Annotated in this window: 22 protein-coding genes; 9 read left to right on the top strand and 13 right to left on the bottom strand. The window is 52.9% G+C overall.

What is annotated here, in order from left to right:
- Positions 1-11 precede the first annotated feature (11 nt).
- Together DK507_RS13490 and DK507_RS13485 are read left to right on the top strand one after the other, a co-directional pair.
- Positions 12-1,130, top strand: a complete 1,119-nt coding sequence (locus tag DK507_RS13490; RefSeq protein WP_109356867.1) for a DUF5700 domain-containing putative Zn-dependent protease — start codon at positions 12-14, stop codon at positions 1,128-1,130.
- Positions 1,131-1,309: 179 nt separating this feature from the next.
- Positions 1,310-2,605: an HD-GYP domain-containing protein gene (locus DK507_RS13485; RefSeq protein ID WP_109356866.1), complete on the top strand. Its 1,296-nt coding sequence runs from the start codon at positions 1,310-1,312 to the stop codon at positions 2,603-2,605.
- Between the two features lie 47 nt (positions 2,606-2,652).
- Here the strand turns inward: DK507_RS13485 and DK507_RS13480 are convergent, their stop codons facing one another.
- The 5 genes from DK507_RS13480 to DK507_RS13460 all read right to left on the bottom strand — a co-directional run bounded on the left by DK507_RS13480 (position 2,653) and on the right by DK507_RS13460 (position 10,425).
- Positions 2,653-4,260, bottom strand: coding sequence for a long-chain fatty acid--CoA ligase (locus DK507_RS13480; protein ID WP_109356865.1), 1,608 nt, complete (start codon positions 4,258-4,260; stop codon positions 2,653-2,655).
- A 45-nt stretch (positions 4,261-4,305) separates the two neighbouring features.
- Positions 4,306-7,827: a DNA polymerase III subunit alpha gene (gene dnaE / locus DK507_RS13475; protein ID WP_109356864.1), complete on the bottom strand. Its 3,522-nt coding sequence runs from the start codon at positions 7,825-7,827 to the stop codon at positions 4,306-4,308.
- Positions 7,828-7,923: 96 nt separating this feature from the next.
- Complete coding sequence (locus tag DK507_RS13470) at positions 7,924-8,397, bottom strand: glutathione peroxidase (protein WP_109356863.1); 474 nt, start codon at positions 8,395-8,397, stop codon at positions 7,924-7,926.
- Between the two features lie 101 nt (positions 8,398-8,498).
- Positions 8,499-9,182: an ABC transporter ATP-binding protein gene (locus DK507_RS13465; RefSeq protein ID WP_109356862.1), complete on the bottom strand. Its 684-nt coding sequence runs from the start codon at positions 9,180-9,182 to the stop codon at positions 8,499-8,501.
- The gene (locus DK507_RS13460) at positions 9,175-10,425 is read right to left on the bottom strand and encodes a lipoprotein-releasing ABC transporter permease subunit (protein WP_109356861.1); all 1,251 of its coding nucleotides are present in this window, start codon (positions 10,423-10,425) and stop codon (positions 9,175-9,177) included. Before DK507_RS13460 ends, DK507_RS13465 begins: the two co-directional genes overlap by 8 nt.
- A 478-nt stretch (positions 10,426-10,903) precedes the next feature.
- Between DK507_RS13460 and DK507_RS13450 the strand changes: the two genes are divergently transcribed.
- Positions 10,904-11,383: an Hsp20 family protein gene (locus DK507_RS13450; RefSeq protein ID WP_109356859.1), complete on the top strand. Its 480-nt coding sequence runs from the start codon at positions 10,904-10,906 to the stop codon at positions 11,381-11,383.
- A 171-nt stretch (positions 11,384-11,554) separates the two neighbouring features.
- Here DK507_RS13450 and DK507_RS13445 read toward each other — a convergent pair whose 3' ends face one another.
- From DK507_RS13445 to tpiA, 4 genes are all read right to left on the bottom strand, one after another.
- A complete protein-coding gene (locus DK507_RS13445) occupies positions 11,555-12,241 on the bottom strand; it encodes a Crp/Fnr family transcriptional regulator (protein WP_109356858.1) in 687 nt (228 codons plus the stop codon).
- 105 nt (positions 12,242-12,346) lie between these two features.
- Positions 12,347-13,978 (bottom strand): CTP synthase, encoded by a 1,632-nt coding sequence (locus DK507_RS13440; protein WP_109356857.1) that lies wholly within the window; start codon positions 13,976-13,978, stop codon positions 12,347-12,349.
- Between the two features lie 154 nt (positions 13,979-14,132).
- Positions 14,133-14,528, bottom strand: a complete 396-nt coding sequence (gene secG / locus DK507_RS13435; RefSeq protein ID WP_109356856.1) for a preprotein translocase subunit SecG — start codon at positions 14,526-14,528, stop codon at positions 14,133-14,135.
- Positions 14,529-14,642: 114 nt separating this feature from the next.
- The gene (gene tpiA, locus DK507_RS13430) at positions 14,643-15,389 is read right to left on the bottom strand and encodes a triose-phosphate isomerase (RefSeq protein ID WP_109356855.1); all 747 of its coding nucleotides are present in this window, start codon (positions 15,387-15,389) and stop codon (positions 14,643-14,645) included.
- A 191-nt stretch (positions 15,390-15,580) separates the two neighbouring features.
- On the opposite strand from tpiA, the gene DK507_RS13425 reads away from it, so the two are divergent.
- Positions 15,581-17,527 (top strand): peptidylprolyl isomerase, encoded by a 1,947-nt coding sequence (locus DK507_RS13425; protein ID WP_109356854.1) that lies wholly within the window; start codon positions 15,581-15,583, stop codon positions 17,525-17,527.
- A 28-nt stretch (positions 17,528-17,555) separates the two neighbouring features.
- A complete protein-coding gene (gene trpE / locus DK507_RS13420; protein WP_109356853.1) occupies positions 17,556-19,073 on the top strand; it encodes an anthranilate synthase component I in 1,518 nt (505 codons plus the stop codon).
- Positions 19,074-19,163: 90 nt separating this feature from the next.
- On the opposite strand, the gene DK507_RS13415 is transcribed toward trpE, so the two are convergent.
- From DK507_RS13415 to DK507_RS13400, 4 genes are all read right to left on the bottom strand, one after another.
- Positions 19,164-20,642: a PepSY domain-containing protein gene (locus DK507_RS13415; protein WP_109356852.1), complete on the bottom strand. Its 1,479-nt coding sequence runs from the start codon at positions 20,640-20,642 to the stop codon at positions 19,164-19,166.
- A gap of 7 nt (positions 20,643-20,649) precedes the next feature.
- Complete coding sequence (locus tag DK507_RS13410) at positions 20,650-21,219, bottom strand: hypothetical protein (RefSeq protein WP_216822390.1); 570 nt, start codon at positions 21,217-21,219, stop codon at positions 20,650-20,652.
- A gap of 14 nt (positions 21,220-21,233) precedes the next feature.
- The gene (locus DK507_RS13405) at positions 21,234-23,384 is read right to left on the bottom strand and encodes a TonB-dependent siderophore receptor (protein WP_109356850.1); all 2,151 of its coding nucleotides are present in this window, start codon (positions 23,382-23,384) and stop codon (positions 21,234-21,236) included.
- Positions 23,385-23,611: 227 nt separating this feature from the next.
- Complete coding sequence (locus tag DK507_RS13400) at positions 23,612-23,914, bottom strand: polyhydroxyalkanoic acid system family protein (RefSeq protein ID WP_109356849.1); 303 nt, start codon at positions 23,912-23,914, stop codon at positions 23,612-23,614.
- 113 nt (positions 23,915-24,027) lie between these two features.
- Between DK507_RS13400 and DK507_RS13395 the strand changes: the two genes are divergently transcribed.
- Genes DK507_RS13395 through trpC form a run of 4 tightly spaced genes read left to right on the top strand, consistent with a single transcriptional unit; the run spans position 24,028 to position 26,939 of the window.
- Positions 24,028-24,612, top strand: coding sequence for an aminodeoxychorismate/anthranilate synthase component II (locus DK507_RS13395; protein WP_109356848.1), 585 nt, complete (start codon positions 24,028-24,030; stop codon positions 24,610-24,612).
- Positions 24,609-25,142, top strand: a complete 534-nt coding sequence (locus DK507_RS13390; protein WP_109356847.1) for a YcxB family protein — start codon at positions 24,609-24,611, stop codon at positions 25,140-25,142. Before DK507_RS13395 ends, DK507_RS13390 begins: the two co-directional genes overlap by 4 nt.
- A complete protein-coding gene (gene trpD / locus DK507_RS13385; protein ID WP_109356846.1) occupies positions 25,139-26,128 on the top strand; it encodes an anthranilate phosphoribosyltransferase in 990 nt (329 codons plus the stop codon). The genes DK507_RS13390 and trpD overlap by 4 nt, the downstream gene beginning before the upstream one ends.
- A gap of 10 nt (positions 26,129-26,138) precedes the next feature.
- A complete protein-coding gene (gene trpC, locus DK507_RS13380) occupies positions 26,139-26,939 on the top strand; it encodes an indole-3-glycerol phosphate synthase TrpC (RefSeq protein ID WP_109356845.1) in 801 nt (266 codons plus the stop codon).
- The last annotated feature ends 3 nt before the right edge of the window (positions 26,940-26,942 follow it).

The following is a 26,942-nucleotide window of genomic DNA, read 5'->3' as shown; positions in this document are numbered from 1 at the left end:
AGGATGTGATTATGCGCTTGGTCTTGTCAGTTATCTGCCTATTCACGCTTGTTTCCCCTACGGCTGCCCAAACCATCAAGCTCAAAATCGATATTTCACAGGCTGAACGCCTGCTCGAAATTGCCTGTTCGAATGCGGAAATTGATGAAGCGGAATGGGCCGCATCAGAGCAGTTACAGGTACAATTGGTCCACCATAGGCAATTTGCTGAGCGCTTCTCGTTTGAAAATTATATGACCGGGTTGCGGCGCATTTCACACTGCGAAACTCCATCACCGGACCCGTTCCGGTTCTCTGCGCTTGTCGAACGCCGCGACAAAATGCGTGATGCCATCGATTTTCTGTCACGAAATCGCCAGCAACTAAGCGCACGTGTCACTGAACTCCTGAAACCCTATGTTCCCGAGGACTTTATATTTGAGGGCAAAGTCGTTCTCGCCGGAGCCAGCTTTTCCTGCGGCGGATTTCAAAAGGAGGGCATCTTCTTTATCGATATCCCTTGCTTGGCCGCGGATATCGAAGGCGAATATGATGCGATCATAAGGCTGATCGCCCATGAAACCTATCATTCCATGCAGAACAGCTTCGCCTATACCGCTTCACCGGAGTTGAGCGAGATTAAAACACAAGCAGGCGCCTATGACTTCATGTTCGAGCGTTTGGCCATAGAGGGATCCGCATCGCATATCGGCGACATGCGGGACATCAAGGGAGATGGCAGATACTCTGAATTTTCCCGCTCACTGGCCCGAAGAAACTTCCGTCATCTGGAATATAATTTCCAACTATTCGACTATATGATCGAAGCGATCGACCACAAACCGGCAGAAATTGAAAACCGGTTTCCGGAGATATACGGTCTGGCCTTTGACGGCTCCTTCGGCGAGCATTCCTATTTTGTCGGGCAACAGATGACAGCGGAAATCGAACATAGCTTCGGGGTGGCGGCCATAGCCTGTCTGTTAAAATTGCCTTTCGAGAATTATATCCTCGCCTACCAGCATGCGCTGGAAGATGGTGATAATCTTGAAAAATCAGCAAAATTTTCCACCGCGACAATGACAGTTGCGAATGACCGACGAACAGCCAGGTCCGGCGAGGCGGATTTTCGGAAATGTATTTCTGAGTAATGGGTTTTTGAAAACTTCTGCTTTGGCTGAAACGGCTGAAGAACCGATATGATTGATCTTGGTGGGAAGTATCTGACTTGCCCTGAAAACCTCAATGAATCGGAAGCAGCTGGACTTAAATATTTTCACTTTCCACCGTCAATTCAAGCCGTAACTAATCTGGCTCCGAGTATCTGTTCATGCTTCACAAAATAAGAACAAGTGAGCTTGAGTTGGGCATGTTTGTCCATTCGATGGATGCGTCGTGGCTTGAGAACCCGTTCTGGCGTCCACGATTTGTGCTGAGAGAAACCGAACAGATTGAAAGACTTGTCTCCAACGGTATCACTTGGGTAACAATCGATGATACCAAAGGCAAAAGCCCACAAAAGCCTTTGGAGCAGGAGGCAGCTTCCGTAAAAGCAACGGAGCCTGAACGCTCTCAAAAGCCCGCGACAGTTTCGAAACGATCAGCCGGGACCGCTCTAAGATCATATGTACCGCCAACGGAGGAACAGCGTTTCACACGCCTTTCACCACGTGAACGCGCAGCGGAGGTACGCAAGGCATCAGGCGCTATCAAGCGCTCAAGAACAGCGGTCATGAACCTTTTTGAAGATGCCCGTCTTGGAAATGCGGTCAAGTCCAAAAAACTGGCCCCGTTGGTGGAACAGATATCCAATTCGGTAAGCGTTGATCCGACAATCATCCTCAATATAGCGAGGCTGAAAACCAAGGACGAGTACACATATCTCCATTCGGTAGCAGTATCCGCGCTGATGATTAACCTAGCTCGCAAAATGCGCCTGCCGGAAGCCCAGATTAAGGATATTGGCATGGCCGGCATGCTTCACGATGTCGGCAAGATGGCCATTCCCGACAATATTTTATCCAAGCCCGGCAAGCTGGATGACAACGAATGGGAAACCGTTCGCAATCATCCGCAAAGAGGACATGAAATATTGTCCGCATCGGAAGGCGTATGCGATATCGCGTTGGAGGTCTGCCTCAGGCATCACGAAAAGATGGATGGGACGGGATATCCCGGGAAACTGCCCGCCGATGATCTGAGCATTATCACTCGCATGTCATCTATCTGCGACGTTTACGATGCGATCACGTCACAGCGTCCCTACAACACGCCTTTGTCGGCATCACAGGCTCTTGCAAAAATGCAGTCCTGGTCAGGACATTTCGATCAGCTCATCCTTCGTGATTTTGCAGACAGTCTTGGCGTTGTACCGATTGGAACCCTTGTCCGTCTAAGCCATGACGAATTGGCCATAGTGATTGGCGAATCGCCCTCAAACTATGCCGCGCCTGTCGTGCGCACGTTTCAGGCGCTGGATAAAGACCACGCCATCACTCCCCAGGACATCGACACCGGCAGCAAAAACACCCGAAAAATATTGGCGATTGAGGAACCTGAAGATTGGGGTTTTACCGATTGGCCGGTCTTCTCGGCAGAACTGCTGGCTGCAAAAGTCCCCGATTGACGGGTTTGATGAAGAGAAGTCTTTGTCACAACAAAGCGCTCCTGAACTCAAGCCTCCGCCAGACTTTTCAGCTTGTAATCCTTATACTCGTCACGCAGCGCCCGTTTCAGGATTTTACCGGTCGCTGTGTGCGGCAATTCGTCGATGAATTTCACTTCATCGGGCAGCCACCATTTTGCGACCTTGTCGGTCAGATAGGTGATTATCTCATCACCAGTCACATCGGCGTCAGGTTTTTTGACGACGAGCAGCAGAGGCCGCTCATCCCATTTCGGGTGATAGACGCCGACCGCAGCGGCTTCCGCGACGCCGGGACAGCCTACGGCCGCGTTTTCCAGTTCGATCGAACTGATCCACTCGCCGCCCGACTTTATCACGTCCTTGGCACGATCAGTAATCTGCATTGTCCCGTCAGGATGGAGCACGGCGACGTCACCGGTGTCGAACCACAGATCATCCTCAACCGCTTCTTCATCGGCGCGGTAGTAGCGCTGGATGATCCAGGGGCCTCGGATTTCCAAGGTCCCGCTCGACTCGCCATCGCGCGGCAGGACATTGCCCTCGTCATCCACCACCCGGAGTTCCACACCAAAGGGCGGCCGCCCCTGTTTGCAGATCACATCCACCTGTTCGTCAAAGCCGAGGTCGTCCCAGTTGGCGGGAAGCGAGCCTGCGGTGCCGATGGGCGAGGTTTCCGTCATCCCCCAGGCATGGGCCACCCGCATGCCGTTTTTCATCAGCCGCTCGATCATCGACCGTGGACAGGCCGAACCGCCGATCGTGATCACCTGCAGCTTGCCATAATCGCCGCCATTGGCGTCCATATCGGCAAACATCGACAGCCAGACGGTCGGTACGCCAGCGCTATGGGTAACGCCCTCTTCGCGGATCAGTTTCCACAGAACCGGCGCCTCGTTGCTGGCCGAAAAAACCATCTTCGCGCCAACCGCCGCACAGGCAAAAGGCAGTCCCCAGGCATTGGCGTGAAACATCGGCACGACGGGCAGCATCACGGAGCGCGTCGCGAGGTCCATAATATCAGGCTGCACCTCGGTCAGGGCATGCAGGACATTGGAGCGATGTTCATAGAGCACACCCTTGGGATTGCCGGTGGTGCCGCTGGTATAACAAAGGCCGCAGGGGTCATTCTCATCGACATCAACCCAGTCAAAATTTCCGTCTTCGGCATCAACCAGCTCACGGAAAGTTGGATAGTCGCCCTTTTCTCCGTCAAACTGGATATAATGTTCAACCGTCTTCAGCTGCGGTTTCAGCATTTCGATGATCGGAGTGAACATCTTGTCGAAAAGGAGGACCCGGTCTTCGGCATGATTGATGATATAGACCAGTTGTTCTTCAAAAAGCCGCGGGTTCACGGTGTGGAGAATGCCGCCAATACCCGCAGAGCCGTACCAGCTGATCAAATGATGGGCATGATTCATCGCGATAGTCGCGATCCGGTCGCCCTTTTTCATACCAAGCCGTTGCAGCGCCTGAGAAAATTTCCGCGATTCTTCACCAATTTCACCCCAATTGGTGCGGGTGAGCGAACCGTCGGCCCAATAGCTGACAATTTCTCGTGTGGAATGTTCACGCGCTGCATGGTCAATCAGATTGGTGATTTTGAGCGCACTGCCCTGCATAGCTCCAGCCATTGGTCTCTCCCGTTAGTTATTGGCTGTTTTTTTGACAGAAACGGCTCAGCTTACAAGTCTTAAATTGGGCCTTGAATTGGAATTGCGATGACGAACTGGCCGCGAACCGGTGGCAGGGCCCAAGCGGATATTCTCCAGTCCAGTAATATGGCTCAGTGTTTCAGCCGCTTGCGCATCCAGCTGAAAAGACCGGCCAAGGCAGATTTGCGCGACTTCTCCATCAAAGCTGGGAACCGTCGCGATCAACTCGCTCTTGCCGCCTGCCAATGGTGCGAGAAAATTCTTCAGCTCCTGCAGCGCGTCGAGATCAGCAACCTCCAGCTCCATCCGGGTCCGGGTGGTCTTTTCCAGACCGTCCATGGCCTGCGCCCGCCGGATCGCCACCCGCGGACTTTCGTCATCAGACCGCTGATCAAGTTCGACATTGAGCAGCGCACAGCTACCTTCCTTGGCCATATCAGCCAGCAATTCGCATTGCTCTTCCTCAAAACAGCTGCCGGAAAACTGCCCGCTGCTGTCCGACAGATCCACAAGCACGAACCGTTTGCCGCGCTTGCTCTCCCGCCAGCGCACGCCCTCGATCAGCGCTGCCATCACCGCAGGCTTGCGTTGCCCCTCGGCAATCGGCCCCTCTTCACACAAGGCTGCGTAGGTCATGGCCCCGTGAGAGGAGGTTACCGCCTGAAACTGTGTAACCGGGTGGGAGGCAAAGTAGAAGCCGTAAGCATCGCGCTCCCGCATCATGATTTCGCTGAGATTCCAGTTGCTGTTCGCTGGCAGCCGGATGGCCTGCATGTCACCCGCTCCGCCTTCGCCGAAAAGACCGCCCTGCCCGCTCGTCCGTGCCTCTGCCGCACTGTTGGCAACCGACAGCAACATGTCCGCCCCTTCATAAACGGCAGCGCGATTGGGTTCCATTTCATCAAAGGCGCCCGCGGCGGCAAGGCTTTCAATCTGTCTTTTGTTCATGCCGGACGGATCAACACGATTTGCAAAATCGTCCATCGACTGGAACTGCCCGCTCTCGGCACGTTCGGCGACCAACGACTGCATCGCCTTCTCGCCGACATTTTTGAGCCCTGCCAAAGCATAACGCACGGCGAGCAGCGATCCCTCCTGCTCTTCAACCGCAAAAGACGGTCGGCTTTTGTTGATCGATGGTGGCAATATCGTCACGCCAAGCCGCTTCATGTCATCAACAAAAATGCTGAGCTTGTCACTCTGATGCATATCGAAACACATGGAGGCTGCGTAAAACTCATGCGGATAATGCGCTTTGAGCCAGGCCGTCTGATAGGCCAGCAACGCATAAGCAGCCGCGTGGCTTTTGTTAAAGCCATAGCCGGCAAATTTGTCGATCAGGTCAAACAGTTCATTGGCCTGATCACTTTCAACATCGTTTTTGGCTGCGCCTTCGACAAAGATACTGCGCTGCGCATCCATTTCAGACTGGATCTTCTTGCCCATTGCACGCCGCAGCATATCGGCTTCACCAAGCGAATAGCCAGCAATGACCTGCGCGGCCTGCATCACCTGTTCCTGATAGACGATGATCCCGTAAGTCTCTTTCAGGATATCTTCGAGCAGCGGGTGCGGATAGGCCAGCTCCGCGCGTCCGTTCTTGCGATCTCCGAAGAGCGGGATATTGTCCATCGGGCCCGGTCGGTAGAGCGAAACGAGAGCGATAATATCCCCGAAATTCGTAGGTTTAACCGCCGCCAGCGTCCGCCGCATACCTTCCGATTCAAGCTGGAACACACCGACGGTATCGCCTCTTTGCAGCAGCTCGAACACCTTGGGGTCGTCCCAAGCCAATGTCGACAGATCAACTTCTATATCGCGCTCGGCGAGCAGCTCCACCGCCTTCTTCAGGACAGAGAGCGTTTTCAAACCCAAAAAGTCGAACTTTACCAGACCCGCCTGCTCGACAAATTTCATATCAAACTGGGTGACGGGCAAATCCGATCGTGGATCGCGATAGAGCGGGACCAACTGGTCCAGCGGCCTGTCACCAATGACGACACCGGCGGCGTGGGTCGAACTGTGGCGCGGCAAACCTTCCAGTTTCATCGCCAGATCGAACAGGCGCTTCACATCGGCCTGCTTATATTCTTGCGCCAGCTCAGAAATACCGTTCAGCGCCCTTTTCAGATCCCATGGATCCGTTGGATGATTGGGCACCAGTTTGGTCAACCGGTCGACCTGCCCATAAGGCATTTGCAGAACGCGGCCAACGTCGCGCAGAACCGCTCGCGCTTTCAGTTTACCAAAGGTGATAATCTGGGCGACCTGTCCCGTGCCATATTTCTCCTGCACATATCGGATCACTTCACCGCGGCGGGTTTCGCAGAAATCGATGTCGAAGTCAGGCATCGACACACGTTCCGGGTTCAGGAAACGTTCGAACAGCAGGCCCAGTTTGATCGGATCAAGGTCGGTGATCGTCAGCGCCCATGCGACCACCGAGCCAGCACCAGAGCCACGCCCCGGGCCTACTGGAATATCCTGATCCTTTGCCCATTTGATGAAGTCTGCAACGATCAGAAAATAGCCCGGAAAACCCATATTGACGATGACGTTGATTTCAAAATCAAGCCGGTCAAAATATTCCTGCCGATCTGATTCTTCCATTTCACCAGCATGGGCAAGGCGTTCCTCAAGCCCCGCTGTCGCGTCACGGCGCAACTGTTCAGCCTCACCAGCGAGATCGCCCGCCAGACTGGGCAAAATGGGATCTCGGCGTGGCGGTGAATAGGCGCAGCGCTTTGCTATCACAAGCGTGTTTTCAAGCGCTTCCGGAAGGTCGGAGAATAAATCCTCCATCACCATATCGCTCTTTATCCAAAGATGCGGAGACGGTTTATCGCGGTCATCATTCTCGACATAAGCGGACCCCGCAATGCATTTCATTGCATCATGGGCTTCGTGAAAACCGGGTTCGGCAAAACAGCTTGGATTGGTTGCGACGAGCGGGATATTCCTGTCCATTGCCAGTGTAATCAAACAGGACTCAGCTGCCATTTCAACTGGATCATCGCGGCGGGATAGTTCGATATACAGCCGGTCAGGGAAATATTGCTGAAGCCGCGACAAATAGGCCTCTGCCTCCGACTGCTGCTCTTCCGCAATCAGCCGGGCGACGGCCCCTTCCCCGCCACCGGTTAGTGCCAAAAGGCCGGCATTATGCTGTTCCAGCATCTCAAGCGGAATATGGGCATCGAGCTCTGCCGGGCGCTCCAGATGAGAAGCCGACACCAGTCTGCAGAGGTTTTGATAACCATCTTCATTCTGCGCATATAGCGCGATCCAGTCCAATGCCGGTTTATCGCCCGCACCGCTACCGGGCCGCGCTACCCTCAAAAAACAGCCGGTTATTGGTTGAATGCCATTGGCTCGACAGCCGTCATCAAAAGCCATCGAAGCGAAAAGACCTATGCGGTCCGTGAGCGCAATTGCCGGAAATCCACGGTCCTTGGCCACTGCACCCATCGCCTTTGGCTCCATCGCGCCGTCCAGAATGGTATAGGCCGAAAAAGCACGCAGATGAACGAACGGAGTCTTGGACATGTACTAAGCTCTAGCGTGGCAGAAGAGTTTTGACCACGACCAGATCGAATCAACGCGACCTATCGACTGGTTTTCCACAACTAGTTTGGATTTTTCCTAAAGGAGCGCTTCAATCTCGCTTTTAAGCTGCTCCGGCTTCACCGCTGGTCCGTGGCGAGCCACGACATTCCCGTCGCGATCAACGAGGAATTTGGTGAAATTCCATTTAATTCGTGAACCCAGCAGACCAGATTTCTCAGACTTCAGATAATTCCACAAGGGATCGGCATCCTTGCCGTTGACATCAATCTTTCCCATCAAAGGAAAGCTCACATCATAGTTCAGCGTACAGAAATTCTTGATTTCTTCTGCATCACCAGGTTCCTGATTGCCAAATTGATTGCATGGAAAGGCTAATATTTCCAATCCTTTATCTGCATATTCTTTGTGCAACACTTCCAAGCCTTCATATTGCGGCGTAAACCCGCATTTTGAAGCGGTATTTACGATCAGCAGCACTTTACCCCTATATTGGGAAAGGTCCGACATCGAACCGTCAGCTTGTTTGACTTCAAATTCTGTAATTTGCATCGATGCACCCCGTTCTTTGCAATTTTGTTCCCCGATACTAGGCGTCAGATTGGTAGTCGCTTGTCAAATGTCAAAGCCTATCTTGCTACGCTCTGAAAAAGCTAGCTTAATATCCCGTCATGAAGCCGAACGACACGGTCCATTTTTGCTGCCAGGCGCTCGTTATGCGTTGCGATCAACGCAGCACTACCCTCTTCGCGAACCAAAGCCATAAGTTCGGCCAGCACGATGTCCGCCGTTGTTTCATCAAGATTGCCGGTAGGCTCATCGGCCAAAACCAGTTTTGGGGCATTGGCCAAAGCTCTTGCCACCGCGACGCGTTGCTGTTCACCCCCTGACAGCTTGCTGGGTTTGTGATCCAACCGCTCACCAAGTCCTAAACTGCGAAGTAGAGATTCTGCCCGCTCTTCAGCGGCTGCTTGCGAAGTCCCGGCAATAAGTTGTGGCATGACCACATTTTCTTGAGCAGAAAAATCAGGCAGCAAATGGTGAAACTGATAGACAAAGCCAAGCAACTCCCGGCGGATCCGCGTATGGCCGCTGGCCGACATCTGTGCCGTTTCTTCGCCATCCAGCTTGATCGACCCTTCAAATCCGCCTTCAAGCAAACCAACAGCCTGCAACAAAGTTGATTTGCCTGAGCCAGACGGCCCCAGCAGCGCGACTATTTCGTTAGATCGGATATCGAGATCAACGCCCTTGAGCACGTCAATCTGCACATCGCCCTGCTTGAAGCTGCGTTTCACGTTGCGCAGTTCAACGACCTTGGCTCCCATATCATTCATAGCGAAGCACCTGTACAGGATCAGTGCTTGCTGCTTTGTAAGCTGGATATAATGTCGCCAGGAAACTGAAGAGGAGCGCCAGCATCGCGATACCGAACACCTCCATGGGATCCGTCCTCGCCGGTAGTTCTGTCAAAAACCGTATCGATGGATCCCACAGGTTCTGACCGGTTATCGTCTGGACAAAATTAATGACACTTTGCCGGAAATATATGGCGATAAAGCCCAATATTATCCCCGCTGCAATGCCAAGCGCCCCAATGGATGTACCAACAGTCACGAATATTCTTGTCAAAGATGCCCGTGATGCCCCCATCGTTCGCAATATCGCGATATCACGCGTTTTGGCGCGGACCAGCATGATCAATGATGACAGGATATTGAAAACCGCTACCAAGATAATGATCGAGAGGATTACGAACATGACAACGCGTTCGACCTGCAAAGTTTCGAACAGAGAGGCGTTCATGGATTGCCAATCTGTTATCTGCGCGCGCCCATCTATTTTTGGATATAAAGGAGCTATTATCTTTTGTACATTTTGCGCATCATTGGTTTGTATTTCAATCATGCCTACTTGATCGCCCAACAACATCAACGTCTGAGCGTCCTCCATAGGCATGATCACGAAAGCCTTGTCATAGTCGTAGACGCCCACTTCAAATATCGCGGCTACTTCATATGATATTTCCCGAGGCACGGTACCAAACGGGGTTGATCTTCCTTGAGGGTTCATCAGTGTTACACGGCTTCCGAGTTGGGCCCCAAGAGTTTGGGCCAATCTACTGCCGATTGCCACCCGCCCGCTATCTGGAGCCAAAGCAGCTAGGTCACCTGCAACCGTTTTTCCGTCAAGCGTGTCGTTGTTCAAAATATCGTCGACCAGCATCCCGCGGACCAACACGGCCTCTACCCGGCCATTGTGTATGCCTGCCAACGGCATCTCTATTAGTGGAGAAGCCGAAACCACCCCTTCCGTTTCGCGCACATCCTCTAACAAGTCACGCCAATCTGGAAGTCGCCCCCCATAGCCTTGAATCACGGCATGACCATTTAAACCTACAATCTTGTCGAACAATTCCGCGCGAAAACCGTTCATTACGCTCATCACGACAATCAAAGCGGCGACGCCCAGCATCACCGCGACAAGACTGATGCTCGCCACGAGAAAAATAAAGCCCTCGCCCTTGCCGGGCAGAAGATAGCGTTTTGCGATGACCCATTCATAACGGGATAGAAGCATAGGAGTTTGATCTTCCTGAAAAACTATTGTGGCTTTACGGTTGTGGAGCGGCGCAGGCAAGAGTGATGCTGGCTAAAATGCTGTTGCTATTATGACACAAGCCTGAACCAATATTGCACATTTGTGAAAATTTGCATGACAATAGCGGCCATCGCGATCAGAGTTAGTTACAGAATCAATCACCGCTTAATGGTCATGGTTCAGGGATCCTTTCTGGTTCCGCCGCATGTTGGGGGACAAACGGCGTTGAATAAGACAGGAAAACAGGGGGACGATATTATCGTCACCATTTTCGCCCGGAGTCAGAAATGGCTCCGGGCGTTTTTGATTCCGGTCTGCTTGCAAGCATCTTCAACCTCTTGAAATCGAAAAATATGACAATATCTTGGTCAGGCGAGATGCCTTTACGGATTTCGCACTACAGAACCGGACGCCATTTTGGGTCCACCATTTTAATTGCTCACAAGAGGATAAAGATATGAACCGTTTTGATTTTACCCCCTATCGCCGCTCAACCGTTGGTTTTGACCGGTTGTTTGATCTGCTCGAGAATAATGCTCGAGCCCAGCAATCTGAAAACTATCCCCCTTTTAATATCGAACGTAACGGCGATGATCATTATCGAATCACGCTGGCCGTTGCTGGTTTCAAAGATGATGAAATTGAAATTACCGCGCAGCAGAATCTTTTGCTCGTAGCTGGTAATAAAGGCAGCGACGAAAATGAAGGAAAGCAGTTTCTGCATATGGGAATTGCCAACCGCAACTTCGAGCGCCGCTTTGAACTTGCCGATTTCGTCCGTGTCGATAACGCCGTATTGAGCGATGGCTTGCTGGTCATTGATCTGGTGCGCGAAATTCCGGATGCAATGAAGCCGCAGAAAATCGCTATCAACACCGGTGACAATGTTACCAAGATTGATCACAAACCTGAAAAATCAGAGGATAAGGCTGCGTAAACCGGCGTTCCAAACAGTATCGAAGGCAGCCAATTATCTTTGGCTGCCTTTTTTATTTTGGATCAGAAACTTATGAAAATGGGGCAGCCGGATGAGGATCCGACTGCCCCTGACACCCGCGTGGTGTCACTCTTGACGAAATTAGCCCGGGTCGCAAATGGCCAACTTCATTCAAGAATCCGCATTGGCAATGTTGGAAAGGACGGCGTGATTCAATATTCGCACCTTTCCGCTTTCAACCGAAACAATGTCATCTTCTGACCAGGTTGAAAGTTGCCGATTAATATGTTCCCGCGACATCCCGGCAAAATTGCCCAACTCGCTTTGACTCAAATCCAGCTTTAAACGCCCCTCTTCTGCGCCGACGACTGACAATCTCAATAGGTAACGCGCCAACCGCGGTCCTGATGTGTAGGCACGGTCGCCCTCTATCATTGTATTGGCGGTCCTGATGCGGTTTGCCATTACCTTAAGTAACCGTAATGCCATATTTTTATGGTTTTTCAAAATTTCTTCAAAAGCCGCCCGCGTAATGGTCAAAGCCGTTGTCGGCTGAATAGCAGTTACACTGGCAGTTCTTTCACCGCCATCAAGCAAGGCGATTTCGCCCAGAACCTGACCTGGCTCGGCATAATCCAGGACAATTTCATGGCCGTTGCTGGCGATCATGCTGGTCCGCGCATTGCCCGATAATAATATCAGTAATGAGTTTCCAGGATCACCCTGCATGATCAATTCATCCCCTTTTTCATATTGCACGAAATGCCCGCGCAATATCAAATCCGCCAATTCCGCTTCATCACAATCAGCGAATAGACTATGTTCAGCCAGTATTTCTGCAAGGTCTTCGGCCTTCACTAAATTCGCTCCATCCCAGTGTCTTGCGTCTGTTAACTGTTTGATAACCAATTATCATGGCTTGAATGTGACAATAGTCACTTGGTGTAAAAAGGATTGGATAAATTAGACAAGTCGGCTTTGTTTTACCGCCGCTGCGATAAAGGACGCAAAAAGTGGATGCGGATCAAAGGGTTTGCTCTTTAGTTCCGGATGATATTGCACGCCGACAAACCAGCTATGGTCAGGACGCTCCACAATCTCGGGAAGCTCGCCATCTGGCGACATTCCAGAGAATATCAATCCGGTCTTTTCCAACCGCTCAACATAGCCCTTGTTGACCTCATAGCGGTGGCGATGCCGCTCGCTAATCACATTAGATCCATAAATCTCGCTGACTTTAGAACCTTGTTGCAAACGGGCCTCATAAGCACCTAGCCGCATGGTGCCACCAAGATCACCACCCGACTCGCGTTTTTGCAGGCCTTCTTCCGTCATCCACTCGGTAATCAGACCTACAATCGGTTCAGCCGTTTCGCCGAATTCTGTTGTCGAGGCCTCATCTATGCCGGCCTGATTGCGTGCTGCTTCGACACAGGCCATTTGCATCCCAAGGCAAATACCAAAAAATGGCACATCATGCTCACGCGCGAATCGCACGGAGCCAATTTTACCTTCGCTGCCCCGTTCACCAAACCCGCCGGGCACCAAAATCGCATGCAAAGGCTCCAGATTGGCAGCCAGATCACTCTCATCTTCAAAAAGCTCGGCATCAAGCCAGCGCACCTGCACTTTGACCCGGTTTGCCAATCCACCATGGAATAGCGCCTCTTGCAGTGACTTATAGGCATCCTGAAGTCCCACATATTTGCCGACGACGCCAACGATGACTTCACCTTCGGGATTCTCGATCCGCTCCATTACATCGGTCCAGCGGGTCAGATCCGGCTCCGGTGCATTAATGATCCCGAATGCGTTCAGGACTTCCCGGTCGAGGCCTTCTTCATGATATTGCAGCGGCACGTTATAAATACTGCTGGCATCAAGCGCCGGGATCACAGCTTCTTTTCGGACGTTACAGAATTGCGCAATTTTAGCGCGTTCACCGTCCGGCAAATCATGTTCACAGCGGCAAAGCAATATATCCGGCTGAATGCCCAGAGACGTCAGCTCACGCACGCTGTGCTGCGTTGGCTTGGTCTTAAGCTCTCCGGCGGCCGCGATATAGGGGACCAGCGTTACATGGACTGAAATCGCATTGGCCCGTCCCACCTTGTTGCGCAGTTGCCGAATCGCCTCAATAAACGGTAGGCTTTCAATATCGCCGACCGTGCCGCCAATCTCGCACAGCACGAAGTCGATGCCGTCGAGCTTATCCTGGGCAAATTCCTGAATAGCATCGGTAACATGCGGAATGACCTGTACGGTAGCGCCCAGATAATCGCCGCGGCGTTCCTTGGTAATGATCGACTGATAGATTCGCCCAGAGGTCACATTGTCCGATTGCAGCGAAGGTACGCCGGTGAACCGCTCATAGTGCCCCAGGTCCAGATCGGTCTCGGCACCGTCATCGGTCACATAAACTTCGCCATGCTGATAGGGCGACATCGTTCCGGGATCGACGTTCAGATACGGGTCCAGTTTGCGAATTCGCACCGAATATCCGCGTGCTTGAAGAAGCGTGCCGAGGCTCGCTGCCATGAGACCTTTGCCTAGTGAGGAAACCACACCGCCGGTAATAAAAATATATCGCGCCATGGGAGGAAAGGCTTAAGGCGTAACGAACCGAAATGGCAAGCGTGCGAATCCGAAAAAATGATATTTATTTTCAATCGGTACTAAAATTTACGTCCCGACACGCGCCATCATAAGACTATCTGATGGCAAACCACATTTTTTTGAAGAACAGGGTTTACTGGTCCAGAGGAACCGAACTCTCCGCAGGCGCTTCTTCTTCCGCCGCCTGTGCTGCCGCGGCCGCCAGCGGGTCATCACCGACCAGAGGTACCGCATCAGCAGGTGCAGCCGGAGCAACCGGTATGCTGGTATCACGCTCCAGAGTCTGGTCAATCGTCGAAGGCTGTCCTTCAGACGCAGCAAGAAAAGCTAACAAGATGGACAAAGCCACAAACAGAACCGCCAATACCGTGGTCGTCCTAGTCAACAAGTCAGCTGCGCCGCGTGCGGACATCATGCCTGACGGACTGCCGCCAACGCCCAAGCCGCCGCCTTCTGAGCGCTGCATCAATATAACGCCAACAAGAGCAGCTGCGACAATGGCCTGAACAACGGTGAGAAATAGAAACATGAATCAAATCCGAACGTAGTGATTTATCTTTGTGCAGCGCACATAGCGATTGGATGGTGCGAGTTCAAGCCGTGAAACAGCTTGTCTCGGTACTTGCCTGGACTGCTTGATCCGTCAGGCTGCGGCAGCGGCTTCAATGATCGGTCCGAATTTCTCGCCCGTCAGGCTCGCCCCTCCAACCAGGCCGCCATCTACGTTCGGAACAGCGAGCAATTCCGATGCATTGCCGCCGTTCATGGATCCGCCATAAAGAATGCGAACCGCATCCGCACCATCGCCCATCAGCGCACTCAGCTTGCTTCGAATGGCCGCGTGCATTTCTTCGACATCGGAGGCTTCCGGTACCCGGCCCGTGCCAATTGCCCAGACTGGTTCATAGGCAATAGTCAGCCATCCGGCGTCTGCATCATCGGGAAATGATCCTTCTAACTGACCGCAAACAACGTCAATCGCCTGCCCTGCATCGCGCTCTTCTTCAGTTTCACCGACACAGATGATGGCGCCCAGTCCGGCAGCATGAACCGCTTCGGCTTTAGCTTTAACATCGGCATCGATTTCATGTTGGTCGGCGCGGCGCTCGCTATGGCCCAATATCGTCATGGTGGCACCGGCCTCGCGGATCATTGCTGCTGACAGGCAACCGGTATGTGCACCATTACTGGCAAAATGGCAGTCCTGTGCACCAATCGCAAATCCAGGAACAGTCTCTGTCGCCAACGCAATCAAGGTTACGGGGGGGCAAATCGCGACATCAACATCTTTATGGTTTTCGGCAATGCTGGCAATATCTGCAACGTCCGACAATTGTTCACGCAGGCCATTCATCTTCCAATTGCCAACGATATATTTGCGATTTGCCATATTCTCTCCGCTCCTTTTCAATTCTGCTGCTGCGCTAACAAATTCTGATCGGCCTGCCAAACGCGTTTAAGCGAAATATCGTTTGCCCAGCTGCCTTTCGACTTGCCCCATGCCCTTTTGCTTGAACGAAAAACACAAGCCGCCTAAAGCATCAACAAATATATTTGCCCTAACAGAATTGCAGCATTTTCATGATCACATTTTTCCGCAATATTTTCTCGTCGAAAATCGGCCTGTTCCTCACCATGTGCTTCGTCGCCCTGATCGCGATTGCTTTTGCATCGGCCGATGTCACCGGCTCAGGCGCCTTTGGAGGCGTCACCGGCTCTGGCACCGCAGCGACAGTCGGCGATTCCAAACTGACAACCTCGGAGCTCAACCAGTCGGTAAACAATGCCTTTCGTGCAGAACAACGCGAAAATACGGGATTGGACCTAAAAACCTATGTTGAAGGCGGCGGATTTGACAGCATCCTGGACCGGTTAGTCAACAGCTTTGTTATTGCCGATTTCGGCAACAAATATGGCATGACCGCAGGCAAACGACTGGTCGATGGTGAAATTGCGAGTATACCTTCTTTTCAAGGTGCCGATGGTCAGTTTAGCGAAGAAAATTTCCGCCGTGCACTGCAACAACAAGGGATCAAAGAGCAGCAGCTTCGCGATGACTTTACCCGTAACTTGCTGGCGGACCAGCTGCTTCCGGTTGCGGGTTTTGGTGCGTCGGTACCCCAAAAACTGGTAACACCCTACGCCTCTTTGCTGCTGGAAGCTCGCCAGGGTCAGGTTGCCATCATTCCCTCAGCGGCTTTTGTAGAAAATGTGAAGCCTGCAGATGCTGCCCTTGCCGCTTTTTACAGCAAGAACGGATCGCGCTACACCATCCCCGAACGCCGGTCGATCAGCTATGCCTTGTTTTCCAAAGAGCGGTTTAACGAAACAGTAAAACCGACCGACAAGGAAATCGAGGGGCAATATAATCTCGACAAAGCCAAATATGCGGCCAGCGAAACCCGCAACATAGATCAGGTGATCTTGCCGACCGAGGCAGCAGCCAAAGCGCTTGCCGACAAGGTTGGCGGCGGCATGTCGATTAGCGCCGCTGCTGAATCTGTTGGACTGTCCTCCGCTGAAATGGGATCTGTCAGCAAAACCGAATTGGCGGGAACAACGTCGCAAGCCGTTGCCAATGCGGTTTTTTCAGCGCCTTCAGGTGATGTTACCGAACCAGCACAAAGCGCCTTGGGTTGGCACATTGCCAAGATTAACGACATCCGGACGGTGCCGGCTCAAAGCCTGGAACAAGTCCGTGCGCAAATTGTCGCTGAACTCAGCCGTGACAAGATTGATGAAGCGCTGGCTGAACTGACCGTTAAAATGGAAGATGAGCTTGCCGCAGGTTCATCATTAGCTGATGTTGCCGAAGCGGAAGAGCTGAAGATTGAATCAACTCCAATGCTGCTTGCCAATGGGCAAAATCCTCAAGACCCCAATTACAGGCCGATACCGGAGATGCAGCGCATATTGCCGGTCGCGTTCCAATTGGATGATGATTCCGACCCACAGGTCGTGGAAATCATACCGGGCCAACAATATGCAATCATGGCCGTGAGTGAGATTGCCGTTGCAGCTCCGCCACCTCTCAATTCCATCAAGGATCTGGTAGCGCGTGACTACATATTGGAACAGGGATCGCAGAAAGCCAAAGTGGTTGCTGACAATATCGTAAAACAGGTCAGTGATGGCACTTCGCTGTCCAAGGCTATGGCGGATGCAAAAGTGAGATTGCCAGCGATCGAGACTGTGAAAAGTACACGCGCTGAGCTGGCCCGGCAGAGCCAGCAAGGTAACGTTCCACCGCCCCTGACATTGATGTTCAGCATGGCGGAAGGTACCGCCAAGAGTTTGAAAGCTCCTCAGAACCAGGGCTGGTTTGTTGTTAACCTGAACAATATTGACCGCGGCGATGCGTCCGAGCGAGCAGATCTACTGAGCGCAACAAGCGGGCAGTTCAAGCAGGTATTCGGAAATGAATATACCGAACAGTTCATCAACGCGATGAAAGCCGATGTCGGTGTGGAAAAGAATGAGGATGCTCTGACGGCCCTCAGAAACCAGCTGACCGGCCGGACTAGATGATCCGTTCCCAGCCTTTTCCGGACTGATCATGCGCAGCTTAAACATCGCCGCCGCCCAAAATGCCTTGGACGCCGCAAAGCCTGCCCTCATCTGGCGCAAGCAGGTTGCGGATACAGAAACACCGGTATCCGCTGCATTGAAGCTGATGGAAGCCGAGCGCGGTGATTTCCTGCTCGAATCTGTGGAAGGCGGTGAAACCCGTGGGCGTCATAGCCTTATCGGGCTTGCCCCTGACCTTGTCTTTCGCGCGGATGGCGAAAAGGCGGCGATCAACCCAAACTGGCTGACTGATCGCGAAGCCTTTGAACCGGAAAAAACCTCCAGCCTTGATGCCTTGCGGACATTGGTCAAACGCTGCCAGATGGACGTGCCGGAAGGGTTGCCCCGGGCACTGGCCTGCCTTGTCGGCTATTTTGGCTATGAAACGATCGGCTTGGTGGAAAAGCTTCCCAGGGCCCCGCAGTCCGAACTGAACCTGCCCGACATGCTATTTGTGCGCCCGACCGTGATCGTGATTTTTGACCGGTTGGCAGACGAGATGTTCCTGGTCGCTCCCGTATGGCCGGAAACAGCGGGAGATGCGGGGGACAAGATATCCGCTGCCGAAGAACGGCTGGATGAAGTGGAACGGCAAATGGCCGCAAAGGTGCCGCCGCTGGCCTCCGAAACCCCAAATCTAGATCCGGAAGACATGGCCTTCGAACCGAAGCTGCAACCTCGGCAGTATGAAGACATGGTACTCAGCGCCAAAGACTATATCGAGGCCGGAGACATATTCCAGGTGGTATTGGCGCAACGTTTCACCGCGCCCTTTTCCCTGCCACCGGTTGAGCTTTACCGTGCATTGCGGCGGATAAACCCCTCGCCTTTCCTGTTCTTCCTCGACCTGCCAGGCTTTGCGCTGATCGGATCCAGCCCTGAAATATTGGTGCGTGCCCGGGACGGTGAAGTTACCATCCGCCCGATTGCCGGAACCCGGCCGCGCGGCAGCAACGCGGCAGAAGACAAAGCCAATCGTGACAGCCTGCTTGCCGATCCCAAGGAACGGGCGGAACATCTGATGCTGCTCGATCTTGGTCGCAATGATGTCGGACGCGTCAGTACGGCCAATAGCGTAGAAGTCACTGACAGCTATACGGTCGAATTTTACAGCCATGTCATGCATATCGTTTCTAACGTCGTCGGTGAACTGGCACCGGACAAGGACGCGCTCGACGCGCTGTTCGCTGGTTTCCCGGCCGGCACGGTCAGCGGTGCCCCGAAAGTCCGTGCCTGCCAGATTATCGCGGAACTGGAGCCTGAAACCCGCGGCGCATACGCAGGCGGCGTCGGTTATTTCTCTCCCGATGGCAGCATGGACAGCTGTATTGTCCTGCGCACCGGCATCGTAAAAGACGGCATACTGCACGTACAGGCCGGCGCTGGTATCGTAGCAGACAGCGATCCCGCCTATGAACAACGCGAATGCGAAGCGAAGTCGGGCGCTTTGCTGGCAGCCGCAAAAGAAGCGGTTCGCCGCTCGCAGGATATCGGATTCGGGCAGTAGCGCGAGCTGCTGACGGTATCGCAAGAAAATCCGTCATACTGGCGCCGTAAACAAAACTTCCGGCGCAAAACCGAACGCCGTTTTGTCAGGCTAACTATGAATTACCGCCATCCGTTTGGCTTTCCATTTCCTGAAAAGGTACGCCGCCATCAATACAGAGCCTAAAGTCAATAGAACCACCAACGGCCATCCCGCCCCCTTAATGCCATCATATCCGTATCGCCCAACATAAATGACCAGAACTGCAGTTAGGCCGGTAAGAATTGAGAGTTGTCCCCCAGTTACTACGAGCTCTTTACCCAACGAAAGCGCGGTTGCGATGGATAGCAACAAACCAATCCAGAACATGGCGACCAGACCGATACCGGTAATCTGACCGGTCAATGCGGCAGCAAGTGTAACAATCAGCATGACTGGCGTCCCCCAGATAACTGCTGACCATGCTGCCTCTAATCTTGGAGCTGGCTTGCCGCTGGACCGGCGTTTGGCAAAATAAATACTCAGTCCGCTGGCGATAATTGTACACAGGGCTATTCCGAAGATGAGATATGCGAGCTTAACTGGCAAGCCGCCCCAATTCCCAAAATGGACGTTGTAAACAGCTCCGGTAATCTGCTGGCCAGCCGTACCATCGGAAATTCCGGTGTTGCCTTGATAGTTCCCCGCTGCATCAAAATTATAATAGTCACCAAAAATCAAACGGTCCGGATGTTCGGCAATGACCTGCACATGCTGACCGGCAGTTCCGGGGTCGTGCAAGATGAAATAAGCGACATTCAAGTGCGGAAAATTATCCGCCATGTAGCGCAGGGGTTTGGCAATTGCGGCAACCGGTGCGACTGCTTCGTTGATCACCGGTTCCCCCCCGAATACCGGACTGAAGACCGCCTCTGTATCATTGTCAAAACCAGCCGCTGCAATGGCGAATGCCAATATACTGGCCAACCCCAATATCGCGCCGGTTAGCGCATTGGAAAAATGGAAGGGCAATGTCCATACACTCAAACGGTTATGCAGATCGACCTTGGTCAACCGGCCGGCACCTTTTCGAAACGTGAATGCATCGCGAAATATCCTCGGATGCGCGAGTAGACCGGATATCGAGAGCCCAAGAAGCATGACGCCCAGTGCGCCGACAACGGTCAATCCCAAAATCTGCGGCATGTGCAGATAATAATGAAGATCGAGCAGAAACTGTGTCCAAGGAAATGATTCTTTACCCGCTATTGTTCCGTCTTGGTTTGCAAAGAAAGCCTGAGTGTCAGTGGTGATGACTGTCCGTGGCACATCAGGTTTGGGAAAGTTGACATAGAGATGTGTCGTAGGTTTTGCTTCGCTGCTAAAGACTGCCAAGGCAGCTTTCTCCGCCGCCTCTGGCGAAACAGACTGCATTTCCGGTGCATCTGGCTGTTCCCACCTTTGCAGATCGTGATTGAATACAGACAATGTGCCAGTGACTGCTAATATATAGATCAGCGCACCAAAAATCACTGCAATCAAGCTATGGACTTCGAGCGATTTTGCTACGCGCTTTGCCGAGGATTTGGTTCTTTTTGGTTCAGCGTCCATGGTTCACCTATTGCAGCGCCGGAATGAGCAATGCTGGAACGAGAGCCAACGCGCACAGTACCGCTGATTTGACAAGCGGCCGACTAGCATAGCCAGTCACTACCGAGAAAATTGCCCACAAAATCGGAAACAGGAACATCGAGACGGTAAGATTGGCCGTATGTTCCGCGCCAAATGCTCGCCCCACCATGAATGCCGCAGTTGAAATCGACATTGCTGCGAGGCCAGAAACCAATAACAGCAAGATGAAATTATAGCTTCTCATTGCCCAGATTTTTAACCCGGAGCGAACTTCAATCGCTTGCGCTGGTTCTCGCTCTATGTTCCGTCGTTGTTTAACGGGACTGCGATAAGCAAGCACCGCCAGCACCGTTAAAACGATCAGAATGAACGCGACAATGGCCTTAGCCGGTCCTTTGTCGACTCCGCTAGTCTGTGACCAGCTGACAAGCGAAACTGTCGCTAAAAACCAGCCACCAAGAATAAGCTGCCGTGATCTGGAGCGTTTGCTCCAGGCCGCATAAAGCAAACCCACACTGCCAATGGCGGTCACTACTCCCAGCAAAGTCCAGATCATCTCGATCATGGCGATTAGAAATTAAATCCCAATCTCAGAACGACTGTACGCCCTTCGCCCGGGAAACAATCGCCGCGAGAGAGACAGGTGCCATAATATTCCGTATCAAAAATATTTCTGGCGTTGAGAGTGATTGAAAACGGATCGAAGTCGTAACCTATGACACCATCAAAAACGAAATAGCCATCTGTTTCCACCAGATTTGGTGTTGGCGCGAAACCATTGACTGCCAAAAACGCGGTTCCGGCGCTTTGATTACCCCCGGCATATCTTACGCCGCCGCCCATAAGCAGTCCCTCAAGCGAGCCCGATGATGGTTTCCACGCTCCCCAGGCTGATGCTTGCGTTTTTGGGACGCTAGGGAAACGAACGCCGTCCGGGTCTTCGGTATCCAGATAGCTGAATGCTGCATCAAAATGAAAATCGCCGAAAGCCGCTTGCGCCTCAATTTCAAAACCGTTGATCTTTGCCACGCCTTCCTGCTGAGAGGCTGCATTTGGCAATCCCGCAGGGTTTGCCAGATTGGATTGCTCGATATCAAAATAGGAGGCAGTGATATAAGTTCGCGTGCCGGGCGGCTGATATTTCAAACCAGCTTCATACTGCTTGCCCCGTTGCGGTTTGAGCGGCTGGTTGGTTGTTGGATCAACGCCAACCACTGCCTGAATTGATTCAGCATAGCTGGCATATATATTGAGCCCAATTCCAGTCTTGTAGAGAGCACCGAAGCTGAGACTGGTCGCGCTGTCATCCTGCGTTGTCAGTCCATTCCCGGATTTGATATCATCAAAGCGAACACCGGCGTTCAAAACAAGATTGCCGACTGTGATCTGATCATTGATGTAGAATCCCAGTGTTTCAGTTTCGCTCTCGCTAAAAGAGCGGGCCGCATCGAAAATGGCTTGTGCAGGTATTTCGCCACCGGAATAATCTGGATTGAACAGATTAAATGTCGTTGGAAGGGCATAGAGAAACGCAGCATCCAAAGTCGTATTCACGTCTTGGAAATTCATTCCTGCAAGCACTTCATGTCTGATGCCACCGGTGTTGAAATTTGCCCTGAAACGGGTGTCTACTGCGATCTGGTCAGAAGTCGCTGGTGCATCATACCAGCTGCGGCCAATCGCGGTACCATCCGGCAAGGTGCGAGGCGTTCCATCGCCGAGGAAAGACACCCAAGTTTGTTTATAGTCTGCTTCGTTCTCCCGGTATCGAGCCGTCGTTTCGAATGCCAGTGTGTCGTTAAACTGATGCTGCCCGAATAACGTGAAAGATAATGATTCTGTATCATATCGGTTGAAACCTGGATCTCCGACATAAAGAGAAGGATCGACTTCCTGATTGATCATCCCGGCACATACATTGGCTTCCGATATGGTCACATTGCCGCTCGGACATCCGGAAACGGCCAGAGGCAAGAATTGATGGGCAGTGTCACTATTCCGGTCGGTATAATTGGCCAAGAGTGTGATCGTAGTATCACCAGTGTCGAATGTAAGAGAGGGCGCTATGACAATGGCGTCGTCATCAACAAAATCCAACTGGGTGCCGCTGTCGCGATAAAGCGCGACCAATCGTCCGGTGAACTTGCCGTCGCCTGAAAGATCAACACCCAAATCGGTCGACACCTGTTTGCGATCGTGGGTTCCGTACTCAACGATAATCTCTCGCTTCAGATTATCAGGGCCCGCCCGTTTGCTGACCGTATTCAGGATACCGCCCGGTGAACCTTGACCATAAAGGACTGATGCAGGGCCTTTGAGAACCTCAACCTGCTCCAATGTGTAGATATCTGATCGGGCATTGTTGTAGGAACCAAACAGCACCTGGATATTATCCAGATATTCAGGGACATTCAGTCCTCGCACACGCGGAAAATCGCCACGAGTGGAAAAACCAAAAGTATCACCAACAACACCGGCAGTGTAGTTCAATGTGTCATCGAGCGTCAGTGCGCCTTTTTCGATAAATTCGTCAGACGTAATAACGGACACAGAGCGGGCCGTTTCCAGAATGGGTGTTTCCGATTTTGTTGCACCAAACGCGGCCAACTGCCCTGTGACAATAATGGTATTCGGGTCTTCATTTTCGTTTTGCACATCTTGGGCCGCAGCAAGAGTGGGGGCCGCCAGAAAGGTGGTGGCGAGCAAAAGCTTACGAATCATTATTGATACCCTCGTTAAATATCCATCAATCGAGGGCCTGCTAGCTGACGTGCTTATTAATGTAAATAAGAATCATTCTCATTATCAATAAAGACAAAACTACCTTAGAATCTGACTTTCTGTAGCTAGGAGAGGAATGCTGATGCTTGTCTTCAGGATTTGACGAGACGCCAGTATTTTTACCAGAAAACTCTCATAAACTCTGCTCAAACGCGAGCGAATGCCCCCTATTCCAGCATCTTTGGTGCTTCTTTCTGAAGTTTTTCCTTTAACTTGTTGGCGAACATGGCAAGCAAGGGCGGCAAATCAAAAATGGCGTAAACCTCGTCTTCGCGGACCTGCATCTCGCCGCCAATGCGCTGCCCCATCACTGCCAGTGTACAGTGCATCGTGTCCTCTTCCCAATGATGGTCCGTGACCGTCGCACCTGGCACGCTCTCGCCCAGCGTGTGCACGCCTGCACCAATGCGGCTGCGCGCTTCGGCTAGCCCCAATTTATGTGGAATGTTGACGGTTACCGGTTGGCCCATATTCTTGTCTCCCGAGCCTTGACCTTATCACGCCGATTTTGACCGTCAAACGATCTGCTTGATAAGTGCCAGAAAAACTTGGCCTGCGAGGTTTTTGGCATTAGGCAGCATCCATGATTTTGGTTATCGACAATTATGACAGCTTCACCTTCAACCTTGTCCATTATCTCATGGAACTGGGGGCCGAGGTTCAGGTCGAACGAAACGATGCGCTGAGCGCCACCGGGGCTCTTGCAACCGGGGCTGATGCGTTTCTGATTTCGCCCGGCCCATGTACACCCAATGAAGCCGGCATCTCGCTTGATCTGGTCGCAGCCTGTGCCGATGCGGAAAAACCGTTGCTCGGGGTCTGTCTTGGTCATCAAAGCATTGGTCAGCATTTCGGCGGGAAAGTGATCCGCGGCGGACTGATGCACGGCAAGACTTCACCGGTAAAGCATGACAATAGCGGCGTGTTCGCAGGATTACCCTCCCCTTATACGGCCACCCGCTATCACTCGCTAATTGTCGAGGATATTCCGACTTGCCTGCCGGTAAACGCCACCGCCGAAGACGGATCCGTCATGGGTTTTCGCCATGAAAGCCTGCCCATTCATGGTGTTCAGTTTCACCCTGAAAGCATCGCCACCGAATATGGCCATGACCTGCTCGCCAATTTCATGACATTGGCGGGGCTGACACCAAAACAGATCGCATGACCGAAAAGATTATCTTCACACCCACAGAGGACGACCTGCGCGCTGCCTATGGCCTGCACCTGAAGCAGATGGGCTGGAAGCGCCTTGGCTATCTGCTGCTCTTCGGTTTGGCGATTGGCTTGGCCATGGCGGCATATGATGGCTTCGAAAATCTGCCGGCAGCACTCGGTTTGATCGTCGGCATGACGATATGGGCCGGGATTGTTGCGCTAGCGATGACCATCCTGATCCCGATATGGTGGGTGCCGCGCCTGTCCAGGAAAATTTATAAACAGCAGAAAGACTTGCGTCTGGAAACGACCAGCTGGTGGGATGATGAAAAACTCTATTCCGGCAACGAACAGGGCCATGCCAACCTGACCTTTGCCGACATGGTCAAATGGCGGGCGGACGACAAAACCGTTCTGCTCTATCGTTCCGATCATATGTTCAATTTCCTGCCCGCCCGCATATTCAAGGATGAGGCGCACAGGAACGGCCTGATCCGGCGGCTGCAGGATGCCGGTGTACCGGGGGAGGAGCAATCATGACGACCTTACCTGATCCAGCCATCGCGCTATCCAGTGCAGACGCCCGGACCGCTTTTGCGGCGATACTGGACGGCAAAGTAGATGGCGAAGCGATTAGTAGTTTCCTGGTCCAACTGGCTGACCGCGGAGAGACGGCCACGGAAATTGCGGCGGCGGCGCAGGAAATGCGGGCTCGCATGATTATTGTTGACGCGCCTGCAAATGCAATCGACGTTTGCGGCACGGGCGGAGATGGCAGTCACAGCCTGAATATTTCCACCGCCACGGCTCTGGTGGTTGCCGCCTGCGACATACCGATGGCCAAACACGGGAACCGCGCTGCATCAAGCAAATCGGGAGCGGCAGACACGCTGGAAGCTCTGGGCCTCGATCTGGCCAAAGCGGCAACCGGCGGCGAGCAATCCCTGCGCGAGATCGGTATCGCCTTTTTCTTCGCCCCCAATCACCATCCCGCATTGGGGCCGCTGGCCCCCATTCGCAAGGCTATCGGGCGGCGAACGATTTTCAATCTGCTAGGTCCACTCTGCAATCCGGCGCGAGTCAAACGACAGCTTATCGGCGTCGCATCTCCCGATCTGGTGGAGACCTATGCCGAGGCTGCTGCGCAGCTCGGTTACGAAAAGGTGATGATCGTATCCGGCGAAGAGGGTCTGGACGAGCTTAGCATTTCCGGACCGTCCAGGCTGGCCATAGTCGAAGGGCAATCGATCACCCACAGCCGGATTACGCCGGAGGATATTGGCCTGTCCCGTCACGATGCCGATGCTATCAAGGGCGGTGACGCCGAATATAACGCCAAAGCGCTGAGAGCGCTGTTGCAGGGCGAACCTTCCGCTTATCGCGATGCCGTATTGCTGAACAGCGCCGCCGCTTTGATGGTCGCGGGTGAAGTCGATAGCTGGGAGGCGGGAGTCGAAGAGGCAGCTGAAGCACTCGACAAGGGTCTGGCCAATGCCTTGCTCAATTGCTGGATCGCCAATCAATGAGGTGCGGGCAATGAATAAACTGACCGAAATATGCGCAGCCAAACGCCTGCATGTGCGCAAGAGGCGGACTGACATCTCCTCGTCATCCATGCACGACCAGGTCAGGAATCAAGCGGCACCGCGCGGTTTTGTCCGCGCCATTGAAGAAAAGTCGGCAACCGGCTTCGCGCTGATTGCCGAGATCAAGAAAGCCAGTCCCTCGAAAGGCCTGATCCGTGAGGATTTTGATCCACCGACCCACGCACGCGCCTATGAGGCCGGTGGCGCCGCCTGTCTTTCGGTGCTGACCGACATGCCCTATTTTCAGGGCGCAGACGAATATCTTGTGGCCGCCCAGGCGGCATGCGCCCTGCCCTGCTTGCGCAAGGATTTCATGATTGATCCATGGCAGGTGGAAGAATCCCGTGCGCTGGGCGCCGATGCGATTCTGATTATCATGGCCGCTCTGGACGATGCTCTTGCCAGTGAAATCGAAGCGGCGGCACTGGAATATGATATGGACGCCCTGATTGAGGTGCATGACGAGGCGGAGCTGGAACGCGCGCTTAAACTGAAATCAAGGCTTTTGGGTATCAACAACCGCAACCTCAAGACCTTCGAAACCAGCCTGGAACAAACCGAGCGTCTATCAAAACTGGTTCCCGATGACCGGATCATGGTATCGGAAAGCGGCATTTTTACGCATGAGGATTGCCAGCGCCTGTCGCAATCAGGCGCGTGGGCCTTTCTGGTCGGGGAATCACTGATGCGGCAGGATGATGTGGAAGCGGCGACACGGTTGCTCCTGACTGGCAGCCCGGAAAAGAGATAAGGC

It is taken from the genome of Sphingorhabdus sp. EL138, assembly GCF_900258045.1.
GTDB lineage: Bacteria > Pseudomonadota > Alphaproteobacteria > Sphingomonadales > Sphingomonadaceae > Parasphingorhabdus.
Note: the sequence above shows the minus strand (reverse complement) of the source record. Positions and strands in the feature narration are given on the sequence as shown.